The organism is Streptomyces winkii (assembly GCF_032248595.1).
GTDB lineage: Bacteria > Actinomycetota > Actinomycetes > Streptomycetales > Streptomycetaceae > Streptomyces > Streptomyces winkii.
Window position 1 is genome coordinate 44,312 of record NZ_JASTTH010000004.1, and the last position, 15,367, is coordinate 59,678.

At 68.3% G+C, this 15,367-nt stretch carries 11 protein-coding genes; 3 read left to right on the forward strand and 8 right to left on the reverse strand.

What is annotated here, in order from left to right:
- Positions 1-480: 480 nt before the first annotated feature.
- The gene (locus tag QQM67_RS12345; protein WP_314173809.1) at positions 481-978 is read right to left on the reverse strand and encodes an Lrp/AsnC family transcriptional regulator; all 498 of its coding nucleotides are present in this window, start codon (positions 976-978) and stop codon (positions 481-483) included.
- Positions 979-1,037: 59 nt separating this feature from the next.
- Between QQM67_RS12345 and QQM67_RS12350 the strand changes: the two genes are divergently transcribed.
- Entirely contained in the window at positions 1,038-2,192 is a 1,155-nt protein-coding gene (locus QQM67_RS12350; protein ID WP_314173810.1) for a trans-sulfuration enzyme family protein, read from the forward strand.
- Positions 2,193-2,336: 144 nt separating this feature from the next.
- Here the strand turns inward: QQM67_RS12350 and QQM67_RS12355 are convergent, their stop codons facing one another.
- Both QQM67_RS12355 and QQM67_RS12360 read right to left on the reverse strand, forming a co-directional pair.
- A complete protein-coding gene (locus tag QQM67_RS12355; protein WP_314173811.1) occupies positions 2,337-3,707 on the reverse strand; it encodes an MFS transporter in 1,371 nt (456 codons plus the stop codon).
- A gap of 283 nt (positions 3,708-3,990) precedes the next feature.
- Positions 3,991-5,652 (reverse strand): amidohydrolase, encoded by a 1,662-nt coding sequence (locus QQM67_RS12360; RefSeq protein WP_314173812.1) that lies wholly within the window; start codon positions 5,650-5,652, stop codon positions 3,991-3,993.
- 677 nt (positions 5,653-6,329) lie between these two features.
- Here QQM67_RS12360 and QQM67_RS12365 point away from each other — a divergent pair.
- Positions 6,330-7,784 (forward strand): aldehyde dehydrogenase, encoded by a 1,455-nt coding sequence (locus QQM67_RS12365; RefSeq protein WP_314173813.1) that lies wholly within the window; start codon positions 6,330-6,332, stop codon positions 7,782-7,784.
- Between the two features lie 73 nt (positions 7,785-7,857).
- Here QQM67_RS12365 and QQM67_RS12370 read toward each other — a convergent pair whose 3' ends face one another.
- The 5 genes from QQM67_RS12370 to QQM67_RS12390 form a co-directional block, all read right to left on the reverse strand.
- Complete coding sequence (locus QQM67_RS12370; protein WP_314173814.1) at positions 7,858-8,445, reverse strand: TetR/AcrR family transcriptional regulator; 588 nt, start codon at positions 8,443-8,445, stop codon at positions 7,858-7,860.
- Between the two features lie 33 nt (positions 8,446-8,478).
- Positions 8,479-8,988 carry a hypothetical protein gene (locus tag QQM67_RS12375; RefSeq protein ID WP_314173815.1) on the reverse strand — a complete coding sequence of 170 codons (510 nt, stop codon included), beginning with the start codon at positions 8,986-8,988 and terminating at the stop codon, positions 8,479-8,481.
- Positions 8,981-10,921, reverse strand: a complete 1,941-nt coding sequence (locus QQM67_RS12380) for a primary-amine oxidase (protein ID WP_314173816.1) — start codon at positions 10,919-10,921, stop codon at positions 8,981-8,983. Before QQM67_RS12380 ends, QQM67_RS12375 begins: the two co-directional genes overlap by 8 nt.
- Positions 10,922-11,157: 236 nt before the next feature.
- Positions 11,158-12,474, reverse strand: a complete 1,317-nt coding sequence (locus QQM67_RS12385) for a flavin monoamine oxidase family protein (RefSeq protein ID WP_314173817.1) — start codon at positions 12,472-12,474, stop codon at positions 11,158-11,160.
- A gap of 36 nt (positions 12,475-12,510) precedes the next feature.
- The gene (locus QQM67_RS12390) at positions 12,511-13,935 is read right to left on the reverse strand and encodes an APC family permease (protein WP_314173818.1); all 1,425 of its coding nucleotides are present in this window, start codon (positions 13,933-13,935) and stop codon (positions 12,511-12,513) included.
- 397 nt (positions 13,936-14,332) lie between these two features.
- On the opposite strand from QQM67_RS12390, the gene QQM67_RS12395 reads away from it, so the two are divergent.
- The gene (locus tag QQM67_RS12395; protein ID WP_314173819.1) at positions 14,333-15,295 is read left to right on the forward strand and encodes an AraC-like ligand-binding domain-containing protein; all 963 of its coding nucleotides are present in this window, start codon (positions 14,333-14,335) and stop codon (positions 15,293-15,295) included.
- Positions 15,296-15,367: the final 72 nt, after the last annotated feature.

Consider the following 15,367-nt stretch of genomic DNA (forward strand, 5'->3'; position numbering starts at 1 on the left):
TGTGCCTCCTCCAGCGTCAGCGCACGATCCGCAGATGCAGTGCTGGGGCGGAACAACGTCCTGAACTCCCCTCACTCCAACAAGGAGATCCGGGACGAACTGATACCGCGGACCCGGCGCGAGCCCAACCGCGCGGACGCCAAGAAGAGCTGCGCGCGCCCAGAACATCGTTGCCGGCGACGTCCCGGTGCTTCCGCTCCGCAGGCAAGCAGTGCGTCGCGGCCCACGACGACATCACAGGCGTGGAGGGCACTCAACTCCTCGGCGCTGCTTCAGCTTTGGGAGCTCGACCGTGGCGTGAGCAGCTGACGCAGCGGAACCCCCCAACGAGGCAAACCGCTCAGGGACGAAGGGCCAGGCCGGGTACCAAACCCCACCTGGACCCTCACGCCGGGCGGCGTCACCTGGCTGTCGCGGGGCAGGACGCTGACGACAGGGCTCTTGGCCAGATCGCTCGGGTCGTGGGGGGCTTGCCCACGGTCAAGGGCCACTCTGTTCCCGGTGTGCGCCCTGTGGCGCGAGGACTGGGCCTCCCTCCCACGACGCGAAAACGAGGTAGGTCTGCAGTCGGCCGACCTCCTGTCGGGCGGTGAAAGCGAGTACCAGCTGCTGCAGGTCGGCGGTGTCCGCGCAGGCCACCTGGACGAGGAAGTCATCGGGCCCGGTGACGTGCTGGAGGCTGCGGGTTTCGGGCAGAGCCTGTGCCCAGGCGACGAATGGGTCCACGAGAGGCCGGGAGTGGGCGACGAACTGCACCGCCAGCACCGCCTCGACTCCACGGCCGACAGCCTGCGGACTGACCTTCGCATGGAAGCCGGAGATTACGCCGACCCGCTGCAGACGCTGGGTCCGGGCCAGGCAGGTTGAGGGTGCGACCCCGACCCGCCCTGCCAGCACCTTGTTGGCCAGACGACCGTCGTTCTGCAACTCACGCACGATCGCTGCGTCTATCGAATCCAAAGCCACACTTTCGCTCATGGACCGAATCTAGAACAGCCACAGACCGCTGTTCGCGAACGTACAGCCACGCTTGCTCCATGACTTCCTGGACCACCCGCGCACTTCACGCGGGCCGTGACGACCTCGTCGACGTCGGCCTGCATGTGCCTCCGCTCGACCTGTCCACCACTTATCCGAGTCGCGACAGCGCCGGCGAGGCCGGCCGCCTGGATATCCTCGGCACCGGTGCCGCTGACGGCGGTCTCCCCGTCTACGGCCGGCTCGGCAACCCGACTGTTGCTCGGTTCGAAGCCGCACTGGCCGATTTGGAGGGCGCGCAGGCAGCGGCCGCTTTCGCCAGCGGTATGGCGGCGCTCTCCGCGGTTCTGATCGCGCAAGTCGCCTCTGGGCGCCCGCACGTCGTCGGCGTACGTCCGCTGTACGGGACGAGCGATGTCCTGCTCACCTCCGGACTGCTTGGCACTTCCGTGACGTGGGCGTCCGTGGAGGAGGTCGCAGCGGCGGTGCGCCCCGAGACCGGTCTCGTCATGGTGGAGACACCGGCCAATCCGACGCTCTGCGAGGTCGACATCCAGTCGCTGGCCGACACCGTGGCGCCGGTGCCGCTACTGGTGGACAACACCTTCGCGACACCGGCACTTCAGCGGCCGCTGACGCTGGGGGCGGCGATCGTGCTGCATAGTGCGACGAAGTACCTCGGCGGCCATGGCGACGCGATGGGCGGAATCGTGGCTGGAGACGAGACATTCGTGCAGGCACTGCGGCGCGTACGGTTCATGACCGGAGGAGTCCTGCATCCGTTCGCGGGCTACCAACTCCTGCGCGGGCTCTCGACGCTGGAAGTGCGAGTGCGAGCCGCGTCGGCCAACGCCGCTGAGATCGCAGGCCGATTGGCGGACCACCCGGCCGTAAGCAGGGTCCACTACCCGGGGCTTGAGGGTGCCGCCCGACCCCGCGGCCAAATGAGCAGCGGAGGCGCGATGGTCTCCTTCGAGACCCACGCCGACCCGCACACCGTCATCGGCGCAGTCCGGCTCCTCACCCCAGCGGTCAGCCTGGGCAGCGTCGACAGCCTCATCCAGCACCCGGTCTCGCTCAGCCACCACGTGATGGACCCCGGTTCCCGCGACGGGGCCGGCGTCTCGCCCCGGCTTCTGCGCGTCTCGGTCGGCCTTGAGGACGTTGACGACCTGTGGAGCGATCTCGACCAAGCACTCCGCGCCGGAAATTAGCCGCCGACGTGCCTCACCACGGGCTCCGCTGTACCCGAAGGCCGCTGACGACTGGTTGAGCGATGCCGGAGTCGTCCGATCGCACATGCCGCCGCCGAAATGGGGATGGCGAGCGAAATCCGTCCAGTACCGATCGCCAGCCGGTCATACCCTGGGCGCTCCGTCGATCGAGGTGACCGGCGCCGAAGGTCCGGTCGATGCCCGGCGCGTCCGCGCAGGTGCCGTTTCCGGCAGAACGATCAGGCACATCAGCGAAACGAGGAGAATCCCGGCGAGGTAGTAGCCGATATTCGCCGCCTGGCCGGTGGTGGCCACGATCCGGTTGGCGATCATGGGTGCCATGCCCCCACCGAGCACCGCGCCGGCGTGGAATGCGACGCCCAGGCCCGTCTGTCGCTGCTCGGGTGGGAAGAGTTCGGTGAAGTAGGTGTACAACGGGCCGAAGAGCAGACCGGTTGCGGTGAAGCCGATCGCCATCGCGGCGTTCACGGAAGCCAGTGTGCCGTGCGCGGCGAGGTGGAAGATGAACAGGGCGCCGGCAATCGAGGCGACCGCGCCACCGATCATCACCGGGCGGCGACCGATCCGGTCGGACAGGAACGCGGAGAGGACGTTCGCCGCGGCGTGCAACAGCAGCGCGGCGATGCTCCCGATGACGATCGGCTGGCGGGGCAGACTGAGACCCTCGGGCGCAGGCGCGGTGGCGTACGAAAGCATGTAGATGGACATGACGAACGCCATGGAGTTGATCCCGATGCTCACGCCTGCGCCGAGGAGTACCCGACGCCAATTGACACGGAAGACCTGCAACAGTGGGGCCTGCTTCTGAAGCAGGCCCTTCTTTTCGCGCATCATCTCCTGGAACACCGGGCTCTCTGCCACGCCCTTCCGAAGCCAGAGGCCGATCAGCAGCACAACTCCACCGAACAGGAAAGGCAGCCGCCAGACCCAGTTCTGGACGCTCTCGGCGGGCGCCAAGAGCACGAGTGCGAACGCGATATTCGCCAGGATCGTACCGACGGGAGCGCCGAGCGCAACGAATACGCCGTACCGCGCACGCTTTTCCGCAGGGGCGTGCTCGATCGCCAGCACCGCCGCACCTCCGATCTCACCTGCCGCAGTGAGTCCGTGAATGAGCCGGAGCATCACGAGCAGGATCGGAGCCGCGACGCCGATCAGTGCGTACGTCGGCAGGAGCCCCATCAGCACCGTGGCTGCTCCCATTCCCATGAAGGTGAGCATCAGCGCGCGCCGCCGACCGTAGCGGTCCCCCACCCAGCCGAAGAGCACCGCGCCGATCGGTCCCATGAGAAAACCTATGCCGAACGTGGCAAGACCCATAAAAGTGCTCAACCATGCATTGCCCGTACGGAAGAACGTGTCAGTGAAGACGAGCGCGGTGGCCGTTCCGTAGATCGCGAAGTCGTAGAATTCGACGGCGGAGCCGACGCCGCTGGCGAAGGCAAGGCGGCCCCTGCTGGTAAGCCGGGCGGAAGTTGGGTCGTTCGTGGTCATGGACGGCTCCTTATCGAATTGTCGTCAGCGAAAGAGAAAGCCCTCAGCCAGGAGCTGACCTGAGCAGGATTTCCCTCCGGTACCTATGAGGCACACGATGCAGAGAACGCAATCCGGCCTGCCGGCGAAGGGATCGTCCTGCGCGGTTGAAGGAATCTCCTATGGCGCAAGGAGTTCGGGGGCAGTGCACTAGGAATGCGCACTTGCAGTGCCCCTGCGGGCCCGTCCGGAGCGGGTCCTTGCTGTAGATGCCCGGGGCCAGGCCGGTTGCTGCGATGAACGATCAAGCGGCAGGCAGGCGGTCGTAGACCTTGCGTCCAGCGAACCAGGTCTGCATCACAGTGGTGCGGCCCACCTGTTCGACGGGGACGGTGAACGGATCTCGGTCGAGGACGACGAACTCCGCGGACTTACCTGTTTCGAGCGAACCCGTGACGTCGTCGGTGCCCATCGCCCGGGCTGCGCCGAGGGTGTATGCGTATACGGCCTCGTGGAGGGTGATCGCCTGTTCCGGCCAGACGTGCCCCGGGAAGGTCCCGGTCGGGTGGGCGCGGGTCACCAAGCCCTGTATGCCGTGCCAGGGGTTCGGGGCGGGCACGACCGGCCAGTCCGAGCCACCGGCGACGAGGACACCGGCGTCGAGGAGATTCCGGTTGGGATGGATCCGCTCGGCGCGATCACGAGGGAGGCAGTTGCAGAGAGCCTGGTGGATCGGGCCGGGGTACCACAGCGGCGGTGATATGTCCGCGATGACGTCGAGTTCGGCGAGGCGGGGCTGGTCTTCCTCTGCGATGTACTGGCCGTGAGCGATCTGGAACCGGGTCTCGGCGTGCCCTGCCGCACGGACAGCTTCGATGGCGTCCAGGCTCATGCGTACCGCTCTGTCGCCAGTGCTGTGGATCTTCGCAGCGAGCCCCTGTTCGGCGACGCGCAGGAGCCATCCGGTGAGATCTGCCAGGCTCATCATGGTCTTGCCGCGCCATTCGGTGCCGTGCACGTCGTCGGGCAGGTAGGACTCGAGGAACGACGCGGTCTTTGCGGGCGGGACGCCATCGAGGAAGACCTTGACGAAGTCGGGTCTGTGGTGGGGACTGCGGTAGGTCTCACGTCGGTCGATCAGTTCCTGCCCGATCGGGGTGGTACCGAGGACATGGTCGTTGATCTGAAGTGAGGTCACGACCCAGGCGTCGAGTCGGCCGGTGTCGTCGAGATGCTTGAGCGCTGCCAGCATCTGGACGGAGGCGGCAGCGTCCTGGAAAGCGGTGACCCCGAACGTGTGCAGGATCTCGATGCCCCGTCGGCATGCCGCAGCGTCTTGTCCCACGGTGGTGGGGGCCGAGGCGATGTAGGCGTGCTCGAGGGGAATGACAGCGGATTCGAAGAGCAGGCCGACCGGTGCACGGGTGGCGGGGTCGCGGACGATGGTGCCGCCGGGGGGATCGGGGAAGGCGGCGTCGATTCCGGCGAGCGCAAGTGCGGCCGAGCTGGCCCAGCGGTTGTGGCAGCTGTCGTCGCGGAGTAGCACGGGGCGCCCTCCCGCGGCCTCGTCCAGGGCGCGGAGGGCCTTCAGGTCGGACAGCTCCGGGATCAATCCGATGCCCCAGCCACCGCCGACGACCCAGGCGTCGGGTGCGAGGTCGGCTGACCAGTCCTGGATGGCATCGAGAAGCACGGAGAGATCGGCGCTGGCATCGAGTTGCAGCTCGTAGAGATCAGCCCGGCCGGCGATCATGTGATGGTTGTGGACGTCGGCCAGGCCGGGCATCAGGATCGAGCCGCCGTGGTCGACGATCTCGGGGGCGCCTTCGACCTGTTCGAGCAACTCCTCGCCGCCGATCGCGGCGAGGGTGCCGTCAGCGACGAGCAGGACCGAGGCCAGTGGCCGGGCAGGATCGAGGGTGTGGATGCGGGCGTTGCGATGGGCGACGTCAGCCTTGACGGGCATGCGTTTCCCCTTGGGAAGGCAGGATGTGTGGACTGGCCGGTGCCTGGGGCGGCCCCGGGTGCGGGACTACCTCGCCAACCGTCACGTACGACGCCGACCGTGGGTCGCCAGAAAGTGCACAGGCAGCCACCAGAAAATGCATGGCATCGCCGAGTACGGCCGCCGCGGCGCCAGCGGTCGACCAGCGCCCCGGCCGGCAGGTACAGCACTGCGGATTGACCCCGAATCGGCAGCGGCTTGGCGACTGTCCTCGTCGGACAGCCGAACGGTGAGTGCTGGTGAGCGAATGGTTGTGCCGATCTCCGGTCCCCGTGCGAAGGCGGTGTGGGAGGCTCGATCGCGTCGTCCTGGGGCAGGATCGGCAAGGCTGCCCGCCCAGTTCGCACGCCTGCGACGGACCGAATCGGCGGCGCATCCGTAACTCCGGGATGAGGGCCTGGGGCCGACCGCTCCGGGTCGGGCCTGTCAACACTCCCCCACGCTTGCGGCGGCCGTCCCGTACCGCAGCATCAGGCCGGCAGACCGCCAGTGATGTGATCTGCCGGAACCGGTACCTGGATCCCATGCATTCCCTGGTGGCTGCCCGTGCACCGAAGGGCACCCGGCGGGCGATGCGCCCGGCGAAGGTCGAGCAGAGCGCCGTACCCGGGCGTGCACCGGATCGCAGGAGAGTACTGATGGACCGTCAGGAATGTCGTTACGAGCACTTCTACATCAGCGGGGAGTGGGTGGGCGCCTCCACCAGCCACGTCATCACTCCCGTCAACCCGAGCACCGAGGTGGCACTGGGCAGCGTGCCGAAGGCGCTCGAGGCGGATGTCGATGCCGCGGTCGACGCGGCGCGCCGGGCCTTCGACGAGCGCGGTGGCTGGGCCGGTTGGGAGCCAGGGCACCGGGCCGAGGTGATGGAACGCTTCGCCACGGAGATCGAGGCGCGTGCCGGCCGTATCGCCGAGTTCGTCAGCCTTCAGAACGGCATGCCGATCAGCATGTCCCGGCAACTGGAGGCCGGATATCCGACCGAGGTGCTGCGCTATTACGCCGGGCTGGCTCGCACATCGGACTTCTCCGAGGTCCGCAGGGGGCTGCTCGGGGGCTCGGTCGAAGTGCGCCGCGTCCCAGCGGGCGTCGTCGCGGCGATCGTGCCGTGGAACTATCCGCAGGTCCTGTCCATGTTCAAGATCGCGCCCGCGATGGCGGCGGGTTGCACGGTTGTCCTCAAGCCGTCCCCGGAAGCCGTGTTCGACTCGTTCCTGGTCGCCGAGGCGGCAGAGGCAGCGGGTGTTCCAGCCGGAGTGCTCAACGTTGTGCCGGGCGGCCGGGAGGCAGGCGCACATCTCGTGGCCCACCCCGGCGTGGACAAGGTCGCCTTCACCGGCTCCACGCCGGCCGGCCGGGCCGTCGCCGAGACCTGCGGGCGGCTGCTGCGCCCGGTGACTCTGGAACTCGGCGGCAAGTCCGCGGGCATCATCCTGGACGATGCCGAACTGGACCCGGGGACGATCGGGGAGGACTTGGTCCGCGCGACCCTCACCAACAACGGCCAGACCTGCTTCCTCAGCACCCGCATCCTGGCACCGCGAAGCCGCTACGCCGAGGTCGTGGACCTCGTCACCGAGCTCGCCCGCACCCTGCCCGTGGGCGATGCGATGGACGAGAACACGCTCATCGGGCCGCTGGCCACCGCACATCAGCGGGAGCGGGTGGAGGGCCACATCGCGAAGGGACGCAGCGAAGGGGGCCGCGTCACCACTGGCGGCGGGCGCCCCGTCGGCCTGGACAAGGGCTGGTTCGTCGAGCCCACGGTCTTCGCAGACGTCGACAACGGATTCGTCGTCGCGCAGGAGGAGATCTTCGGGCCGGTGCTCTGCGTGCTGCCGTACGACGATGTCGACGACGCCGTCCGGATCGCCAACGACTCGGACTACGGCCTCGGCGGGACCGTGTGGACCTCGGATCCCGAACGAGGCGCGGCCGTCGCCCGCCGTGTGAGCACCGGAACGATCGGGGTGAACCGCTACCTGCCCGACCCGGTCGCTCCCTTCGGCGGTGTCAAGGCGAGTGGCCTCGGCACCGAACTCGGCCCCGAGGGGCTGGAGTCGTACCTGCACATCCAGTCGGTCTACTGCTGACGCCCCCGCGCCGCGGGGAGGGGCTTCGTCCGTCGCCACGGTCGAAGCCCCTCCGATCCGTCTGCTCTTCTGTTCAGACGTACGAGTCCAGCAGCCCTTCCAGAACCTCCAGCTGTCGTTCGGGCGTGGTGGCTGCCGGTGTGAGCACCGCGTTGGCCTGGAAGCCCAGGACGACGGCGACCAGAGTCTCGACGATGCGCTCGTCGGGGCCGGAAGTCGTCACCTCGCCGAGGAGCCTGGCCTGTGCGAGGCAACTGTGCATCAGCGTCCGCCAACGGGCGGTTGTGGCCTGGTAGGCCGACGACATGCCCGGGTCGTACAGGGCACGGTCGCAGAACGCGATCACGACCCGCGCTTCGAGCAGCCGGGTGTCGTCCAGCGGCATCAGTTCGTGGCAGAGGCCACGCAGGGCGGCCAGCCCGCCGGATTCGGCGACGACGGGCGCGAGACGGCGCTCGGTGGCGGCGCACGCGTACTGGAAGGCGGCCAGCAGTATCTCGTCCTTGTCGCGGAAGTACGGCGCGAGCCCGCCGTTGGCGAAACCGGCCTCGGCCGCCAACTCCCGCATGGTCACGGCGGCCAGGCCGCGGCGGCTGATCAGCGCCCAGACCGACTCGATGATCAGCCGCCGGCGTTCGTCGTGGTCGACGATCTTCGGCATCCGGTGGTTCTCCTCATCGCCGTCGCAGAAGGATCAGACGAGCATGGCGGCCATGCTGACGATCATGAGTACGGCCCCTGACTCCCGGTACGCCCGGGCCCTGCGTACCGGCGAGGCAATCGCCTCCGCAGTGGATGAAGTGCCCGACAACCGCCGGAACATGATCCCTCCTGCTCTGGCGGTGACCCAGACAATGACGGTCAGCACGGCCGCCGCGCCCGCTGGGTCACCCGCCGCCGCGGCCGTGTGCGTATGCGAGCCGCCGGAGGTGATGTCACCGCTCATGAGGGTCATGAGCAGTGTCATCGCGGCGAGGTCGACCGACCGGGTCCAGCCTCGGCGGGCGGCACAGGCCCGGACGACGCTCCACAGGCATGCGGCCCCGGCTGCGCAGGTGCCGGGAGACACCTTGCCGCCGGCCATCAGCGCCATGCCGCCCATTGCCAGCAGTTGCGGGCCCCACCTGTGAACCGGCCCGGGCAGGTGACCGGCCAGGCAGAGAACCGCCCCCGCCAGGCCGGCCGCCGGAAGCAGTTCACTCATGGCACTTGCTGTCGCAGCCGCCGTGCGACGCGGGCGAGTTCGGGGGGACGTCCAGCGTCGGATTGCGGTCGAAGAAGCCGACCGGCTTCAGCTTGAATCCCGTGTAGTCGACCGGCATGATCGGCCAGTCCTCCGGCCGGGGTGCGTGGGTGAGGCCGAAGGTGTGCCAGACGACCAGCGACTGCCCGTCGATGTCCCGGTCGGCCGCCGCGTATGCGGGCGGTCCGGCACCGCCCCGATGCTGGTTGACGAAGTCGCCTGCCGGGTAGCGCTCGGCGGGGTCGTAGGCCGTGACCCACAGGTGCTTGGTGGCGAAGGCGGCGCGGGCGGCTATGGAGGAGCCCGGGTCGGCGAGCAGGGTCGGCTTGCCCTCCGGGTGGAGCACGTAACCGACCGGTTTGCCCAGCGCGTTGAGCGAGACGGGGTTGGTGATGTGCCAGACCCGGTCGACGGTCATGTCGGCAGAGCGCTGGGCCTCGCTCTCCCGGGTCAGCGGCGTGTGCCGGTATGTGAAGGCGTTGCCACGGGGGTTGCCGGGGCCCATCGGAACTCGTACGGCGTCGACTTCCTCGACCCGGTTCGTCGTGCCGTCGAGCGCCATGTCCAGGCGGGCGCAGAACAGATGCTGGTGGTACGGGGCGCCGAGGCCGGGGGCGATCTCGGCAGAGTAGGGGTGGTCGCCGCCTGGATGGGCGGAGGTGAAGACGACGCCGGTGGCCTTGGCCTCGAACTCGATGGTGCCGTCGAGGTAGAGGTACCAGTAGAAGCCGTAGTCGTAGTTGCCGATGGTGGTGAAGAACGAGAGGACCATGCGGCGTTGGCGGCGGGTCTCGTGCGAGCCCGTCCACAGGTCGCTGTGCTTCCAGAGGATGCCGTAGTCCTCTTCGTGCAGGCAGATGGCGTTGGGCAGGGTCCATGGACGGCCCGACTCGTCGGCGATGACCGCGTCGAGGTAAGTGATGTCGCCCAGACAGTCGCAGCCCAGTTCCAGGGCGTTGGTCGACCGGCCGAGCAGGTATTCGCCGGTGTCGAAGTAGTTCTGCCAGGAGCGGACCGGGGACGGGTCGGCATAGGGCACGACCATCTCGGCGATCGAGGCGCGATGGATGATCGGGACCTCGCGGCCCTTGTCCCGGTTGTGGAAGGCCAGTTGGTGCAGTACGAGGCCCTCGCGGGCGTCGAAGCCGATGCGCAGCGACCAGTTCTCCCAGGTGAGGAGGTCGCCGTCCAGAGCGAAGCTGGGGCCTTCGGGTTGGGTGATCTCGATGGGCCTCTGGGTGGTCCGGGCGGGGCCGGTAACCGCGGGGTCGTCGAAGTTGCCGGACCCGGCCGGGACCGGGACGGGACCGAGGTCGACGATCCGGTGGACCGTACGGGCAGCTATGTCGACGTAGGCGACCAGGCCGTCGACGGGGTGGGCCCAGGCATGGTCGCGGTCGTGTTCCTGGACGAAGGCCAGGCCGCGCAGGATCCGGCGGCCTGTCTCCTCGGGGTACTCGTCGGCGTAGACGCCGGCGGACAGCGGGGCGACGCGGACCTGCGCCACGTCGAGACCGCGGCTCTTCAGCGCGGCGAGCCACTCCTCGTCCTGGGCGAGCACCTCTTCGACGGCGGCGATCTCCTCTTCCAGGATGGGGAGTTGGCCGTCCGCGACGGGGTCCAGGGTCCTGTTGCTGACGACGTTCCGCCGGGTCAGGGAGACGACGAGGTCCTGGCCCGGCGCACCGGCGGTGTCGTGCAGGAGCACCCTGGCCCGGCGGTCGAGGGCGGGCCGCTCCGAGGCGGTGAGCAACTCGTGCTTTGTGGGCTCTTCGAGGCCCACGTAGACGAACCGTGAGGTGTCCCGCAACAGACCGGCTCGGTCCAGCACCGAACGGATGCGGATGATCTCCTCGCCGGTCAGTCGGTCGAGAGGGTGAGCTGTGGCGGTCATGGCGTTCCTCCGGGGATGCACTTGGGGACGCGTTTTTCTACGTTCGTAGAGGAAAAAGGACGACGGTGGTCCAGGTCCAGACGCTTGCACAGGCCTTCTGCCGTTCCACGGGATCCCGTGCATGGACAGGTGACACCAGGTGCACGGGTTGGTGAATCCGCGGCCCGCCAGAAGAAACGGATCCTGGCCCCGGGGTATGGAGCAGCCCAGAGCCCCGGAGGCGTGCCGCCGGTCCTCTAGTCCGCCGTACGGCGACCCGTCACGTCTGTGCGGATCCGGGCCGCAGTGACCAGCGCGCTCTCGATCGCGCCGTCGATGTACCCGAGCCACGCGGTGGCGTAGTCGCTGCCCGCGAAGTGCACCGGGCCCTCCGGCTGCTGGAGTTCGGGGATCACACCCGTGAGCTGCCCCGGCCGCAGGTTGGCCCAAGTGCCCCGGGAGAAGCGGTCGTTGGTCCAGTCGTGACCGTCGACCGCGATCACTTCGGCATCCGGCAGCCAGCGGCGGACCACGGCCTGAACGGCCTCGCGGTCCTCCGGTCCTATGCGCGAAGCGTCGTCGCCGAACAGGACGAGAACGCTGTCGCCTTCCACCTCGTACTCATACTGTGCGACGGACAGCGGAGAGACGGTCGGCGAGGCGAAGCCGGTGAACGGCTCCACCGGTCCCCGGATCCGCGCCCACAACTTGATGCCGCGAGAGGGTTGCCCCTGCTCGACCGCGGCCCGTTTGGGCTTGGGCAGCTCGGGCCGGAAGGTGATGCCCGGCAGTGCGTTGAGCGGGACGGTCACGATCACGGCCTTGGCCTGGTACACCTCGCCGGTGGCGGTGCGTGCCGTGGCGCCCTCGTCGTGTGACGTCACCTCCACGACTTCGGTGTCGAGCTCGATGGTCGCCGTCCCGTCCGTGGCGATCGCCTCGGCGAGGGCCCGCGTGCCGCCCTGGATCTTGAAGGTGGCGGCGGCCTCCAGGTCGGTTGCCGCGTCCCACTGGGCCAGGGCCATCAGGCGCGCGACGTGCGCGAGGCTCACGTCCTCCGGACGAGCTTGGAAGCCGGTGGCGCAGAACGCCTCGATGATCATGCGAGCGTCTTCGCCGAGGCGCAGCACCTCGAGGCGGTCGGCGACGCTGGTCAGGTCGAGTTCGGTGACGAGGTCCCGCGCGAACAGCGGGTCGAAGGCATAGGGGAGGGCTTCCCTCGCCTCGGCGACCAGTCCGCCAAGGCCCTGTTCGAGGAGCTCGAGTGCCGTGTCGGGGGTGAGCTCCCGAATGCCCGCCGGGGCGGCCACGAGGAATCGCCGGGCATCCGGACTGGGAACGACTCCGAGACCGTAGCGGGTCAATTCGGCCCAGACGTGCGGCTGCAGGGGGTGCACCCAGGCGCCGCCCAATTCCAGCTCCTGGCCGAGTCGGCTGTCGGTCCAGGTCCGGCCGCCGATGCGGTCGCGGCCTTCGAGGACCACCACCTTGCGTCCGCTGCGAGTCAGCTCGCGTGCTGCGACGAGGCCGGCAAAGCCGGCGCCGACGACGAGAACATCCGTTTTGCGACTCATATCGTTCTTGTTCCTTGTGGTCCTGGGAGGAGCCGGTCAGGCTGAGGCCGGTACGTCGTGCGTGGCGTCTCGTGGGGCCGGGTCCGCAGGGTCGGCCCCGGCCCCACGGTTACGTGCGTAACCGAGCGCGACACCGGCGGTGAACACGGCGACCACGGTCAACTCCAGGACCACTGCGGTGGTGCCGGACGCGGAGATGAGTGTCGTGAAGTTGTTCAGTGCCAGCACGGTGGCGCCGAGGAGCAGGGCCATGGACAGCAGCGGTGCGATCAGCGTGTTCCAGCGCCGGGTGTCGAGGCGGGTCCTGCGGAAGAACACGACGATCGAGAGCGAGGTCAGCAGGTACAGAAGCATCAACGCGAGCACACCCACCCCGCCGCCCCAGGTCAGCAAGGTGATCACCGGGTCCGCTCCGGCTATCGCGAACGGGACGACCATGGCGAGCGTCACGAGCGTCTGGACCAGGCTCGACGTATACGGGGCGCCCTGGCGGTTCGTGCGGGACAGCCAGGCGGGCAGGACGCCGGTGGAGCCGAGGGAGTGGAAGTAGCGGTTGATGCCGTTGTGGAAGGCCAGCACGCCCGCGATCAGCGAGGTGGCGAGCAGGATCTGCATGGTGCCGGTGGCCCAGGAGCCCAGTGTGGCGGTCACCGCGTCGAAGACCACTGACGTTGCGCTACCGCTCTCCAGCGCGTTCCTTGCGACGTCCTGCACGTTGTCCGGGCCGTAGTAGCTGACGAACATCCAGGACACGAAGGCGAAGAAGATCGAAATCACGGCGACGGAGAGATAGGTGGCCCGGGGCACGGTGCGGGCAGGGTCCTTCGCCTCCGCCGCGTAGATCGCGGTGGATTCGAATCCGATGACGCAGGCGATCGCGAAGGTCAGCGCGACACCCGGCGCTCCGGAGAAGAAGGCCGAGGGAGAGAAGGAACCCGCGACGTCCAGTCCCTGCGGGCCGCCACCCGACAGCACCTCGTGGATCGCGAACGCCACGAGCAGCGAAGTCTCTGCCACCACGAGGACGGCCAGCAGCCGTGCACCGAATTCGATGTTCAGCGAGCCGAGCGCCTGAACAAGGCAGATGGTCCCCACTGTCCACACCCACCAGGGCAGGTCGATCGAGGCGTACTTCTGGAAAAGGCCCTGCACGACCACGCCGTATAGCCCGTACATGCCTGCCTGGGTCGCGCTGTAACAGAGCACCGCAGCCTGGGAGGCGCCGACGCCGAGCGGTTTGCCCAATCCCCGTGAGACGTAGGCGTAGAAGGCGCCGGCATCGGTCACATGGCGGCTCATGGCTATGAACCCGACCGAGAACAGGCCGATCATGACGCCGACCGCCAGGTACACAGCCGGCACACCACCCCCGTTGCCGAGGCCGAGGGGGATGGGAAGGGTTCCGGCGACACCCGTGAGGGGAGCCTGCGCAGACAGGACGAAGAAAAGGATCCCGGCCACGCCCACGGCTCCTTGCCGGAGGTGAGTGCGGTGGTTCGGGGGCGAGGGCTGCTGAGTCACGGAAACTCCCTGGGAGGTACGGCGACGTGGAGAAAACCGCTCACTGAGGACCAGGAAGGCAGGGGAAGCCATCGTGGTGCGCGAGCACAGGGCACGGACCATCCCCTTCGACCGCCGCAGGGGAATCAGTCTTTCCAACCTGGTGTCCGGTGTGCAGTACTGTGCGTCTACGCCGGGCAGCCGGAGTGTTGCGGGGTGCACCCGTTCTCGCCAATGCATGCACACCCGATGTCCGCCGGCGCCTTCCCGCGTGGGCAGCGCAGGGAAATATCCAGGGAGCCCGCAGTGAACGCGTGCGAGCTATGTGTGCGAGAGACTTCCGGGAGGTGAGCACACCATGCGAACGATCGTGACCACCAACTCCGTCGCCCGGACGGAGCGCTTCGATCACTGGACATCGGAGATGTCCAAGGTCTTCGCCGGTCTGGACACACGGCCGGCCTCGCGGATCCCCTTCCACGGACGGGCCGCCAGCGGTGACATCGGCCTGCTCCAGCTGAGCTCCGTCAGCGCGGGGCCGCTGCGTGTCCGTCGCACGGAGCGGCTGGTCGCCCAGTACGAAGAGGACTTCTACAAGGTCGTGCTCCAGGTGGCGGGCACTTCGGCGATCGAACAGGACGGGGTGTGCAGCGCACTGGGCCCTGGGGACATCGCGATCTGTGACACCTCGCGTCCGTACTCCTTCACCTACACGACCGATTTCAGCACGGTACTGATGCTGATGCCACGTCCGATGCTGCCGGTGCGCCCCGAGGCCCTGCGCGGCCTCACGGCCCGGCGGATCACTGCCGACGCCGGAGTCGGGGCGGTCGTGGCTCCGTTCCTGAAGTCGCTGGGCGAGCAGGCCCGTGACTGTACGGGGCCGGCCGCCAGGAGCTTGATGGACGGAACCGTCTCCCTGGTCACCAGTCTGGTCACGGAGCAGCTGGCTCTGTCCGCGCCGGCCGCTCCGCAGGATGCGATGATGCTGCGCATCCGCACCTACATCGAGCAAAGGCTCTCGGATCCGGATCTCACGCCGGACTCGATCGCCGAGGCGCACGGCATCTCACGCCGTTACCTGTTCAAGCTGTTCGCCGCCGACGATTCGACTGTCGCCGGCTGGATCCGCACGCGGCGTCTGGAACGCTGCGCCCGCGATCTGTCGAGTGCGGCAACGGCCGACCAGCCGATCAGCATGGTGGCCGCACGCTGGGGACTGCTCGACTGCCGGCACTTCAGCCGGGTGTTCAAGACGGCGTACGGAGAGACGCCACGGGACTTCCGCCGACGGGCCCTGGCTGGGGGCGACCGGAACTGAGGCCGGGCGGCCTGGCAGCGACGGCGTTGCTTATGCGCTGATTCGCCGGTGTTGGCGATGTGTCCGACGTCT

Excerpts from the sequence above, each read along its gene's own strand:
- QQM67_RS12345 (WP_314173809.1), bottom strand. The coding sequence starts at position 978 with ATGAGCGAAAGTGTGGCTTTGGATTCGATAGACGCAGCGATCGTGCGT.
- QQM67_RS12350 (WP_314173810.1), top strand. The coding sequence starts at position 1,038 with ATGACTTCCTGGACCACCCGCGCACTTCACGCGGGCCGTGACGACCTC.
- QQM67_RS12355 (WP_314173811.1), bottom strand. The coding sequence starts at position 3,707 with ATGACCACGAACGACCCAACTTCCGCCCGGCTTACCAGCAGGGGCCGC.
- QQM67_RS12360 (WP_314173812.1), bottom strand. The coding sequence starts at position 5,652 with ATGCCCGTCAAGGCTGACGTCGCCCATCGCAACGCCCGCATCCACACC.
- QQM67_RS12365 (WP_314173813.1), top strand. The coding sequence starts at position 6,330 with ATGGACCGTCAGGAATGTCGTTACGAGCACTTCTACATCAGCGGGGAG.
- QQM67_RS12370 (WP_314173814.1), bottom strand. The coding sequence starts at position 8,445 with ATGCCGAAGATCGTCGACCACGACGAACGCCGGCGGCTGATCATCGAG.
- QQM67_RS12375 (WP_314173815.1), bottom strand. The coding sequence starts at position 8,988 with ATGAGTGAACTGCTTCCGGCGGCCGGCCTGGCGGGGGCGGTTCTCTGC.
- QQM67_RS12380 (WP_314173816.1), bottom strand. The coding sequence starts at position 10,921 with ATGACCGCCACAGCTCACCCTCTCGACCGACTGACCGGCGAGGAGATC.
- QQM67_RS12385 (WP_314173817.1), bottom strand. The coding sequence starts at position 12,474 with ATGAGTCGCAAAACGGATGTTCTCGTCGTCGGCGCCGGCTTTGCCGGC.
- QQM67_RS12395 (WP_314173819.1), top strand. The coding sequence starts at position 14,333 with ATGCGAACGATCGTGACCACCAACTCCGTCGCCCGGACGGAGCGCTTC.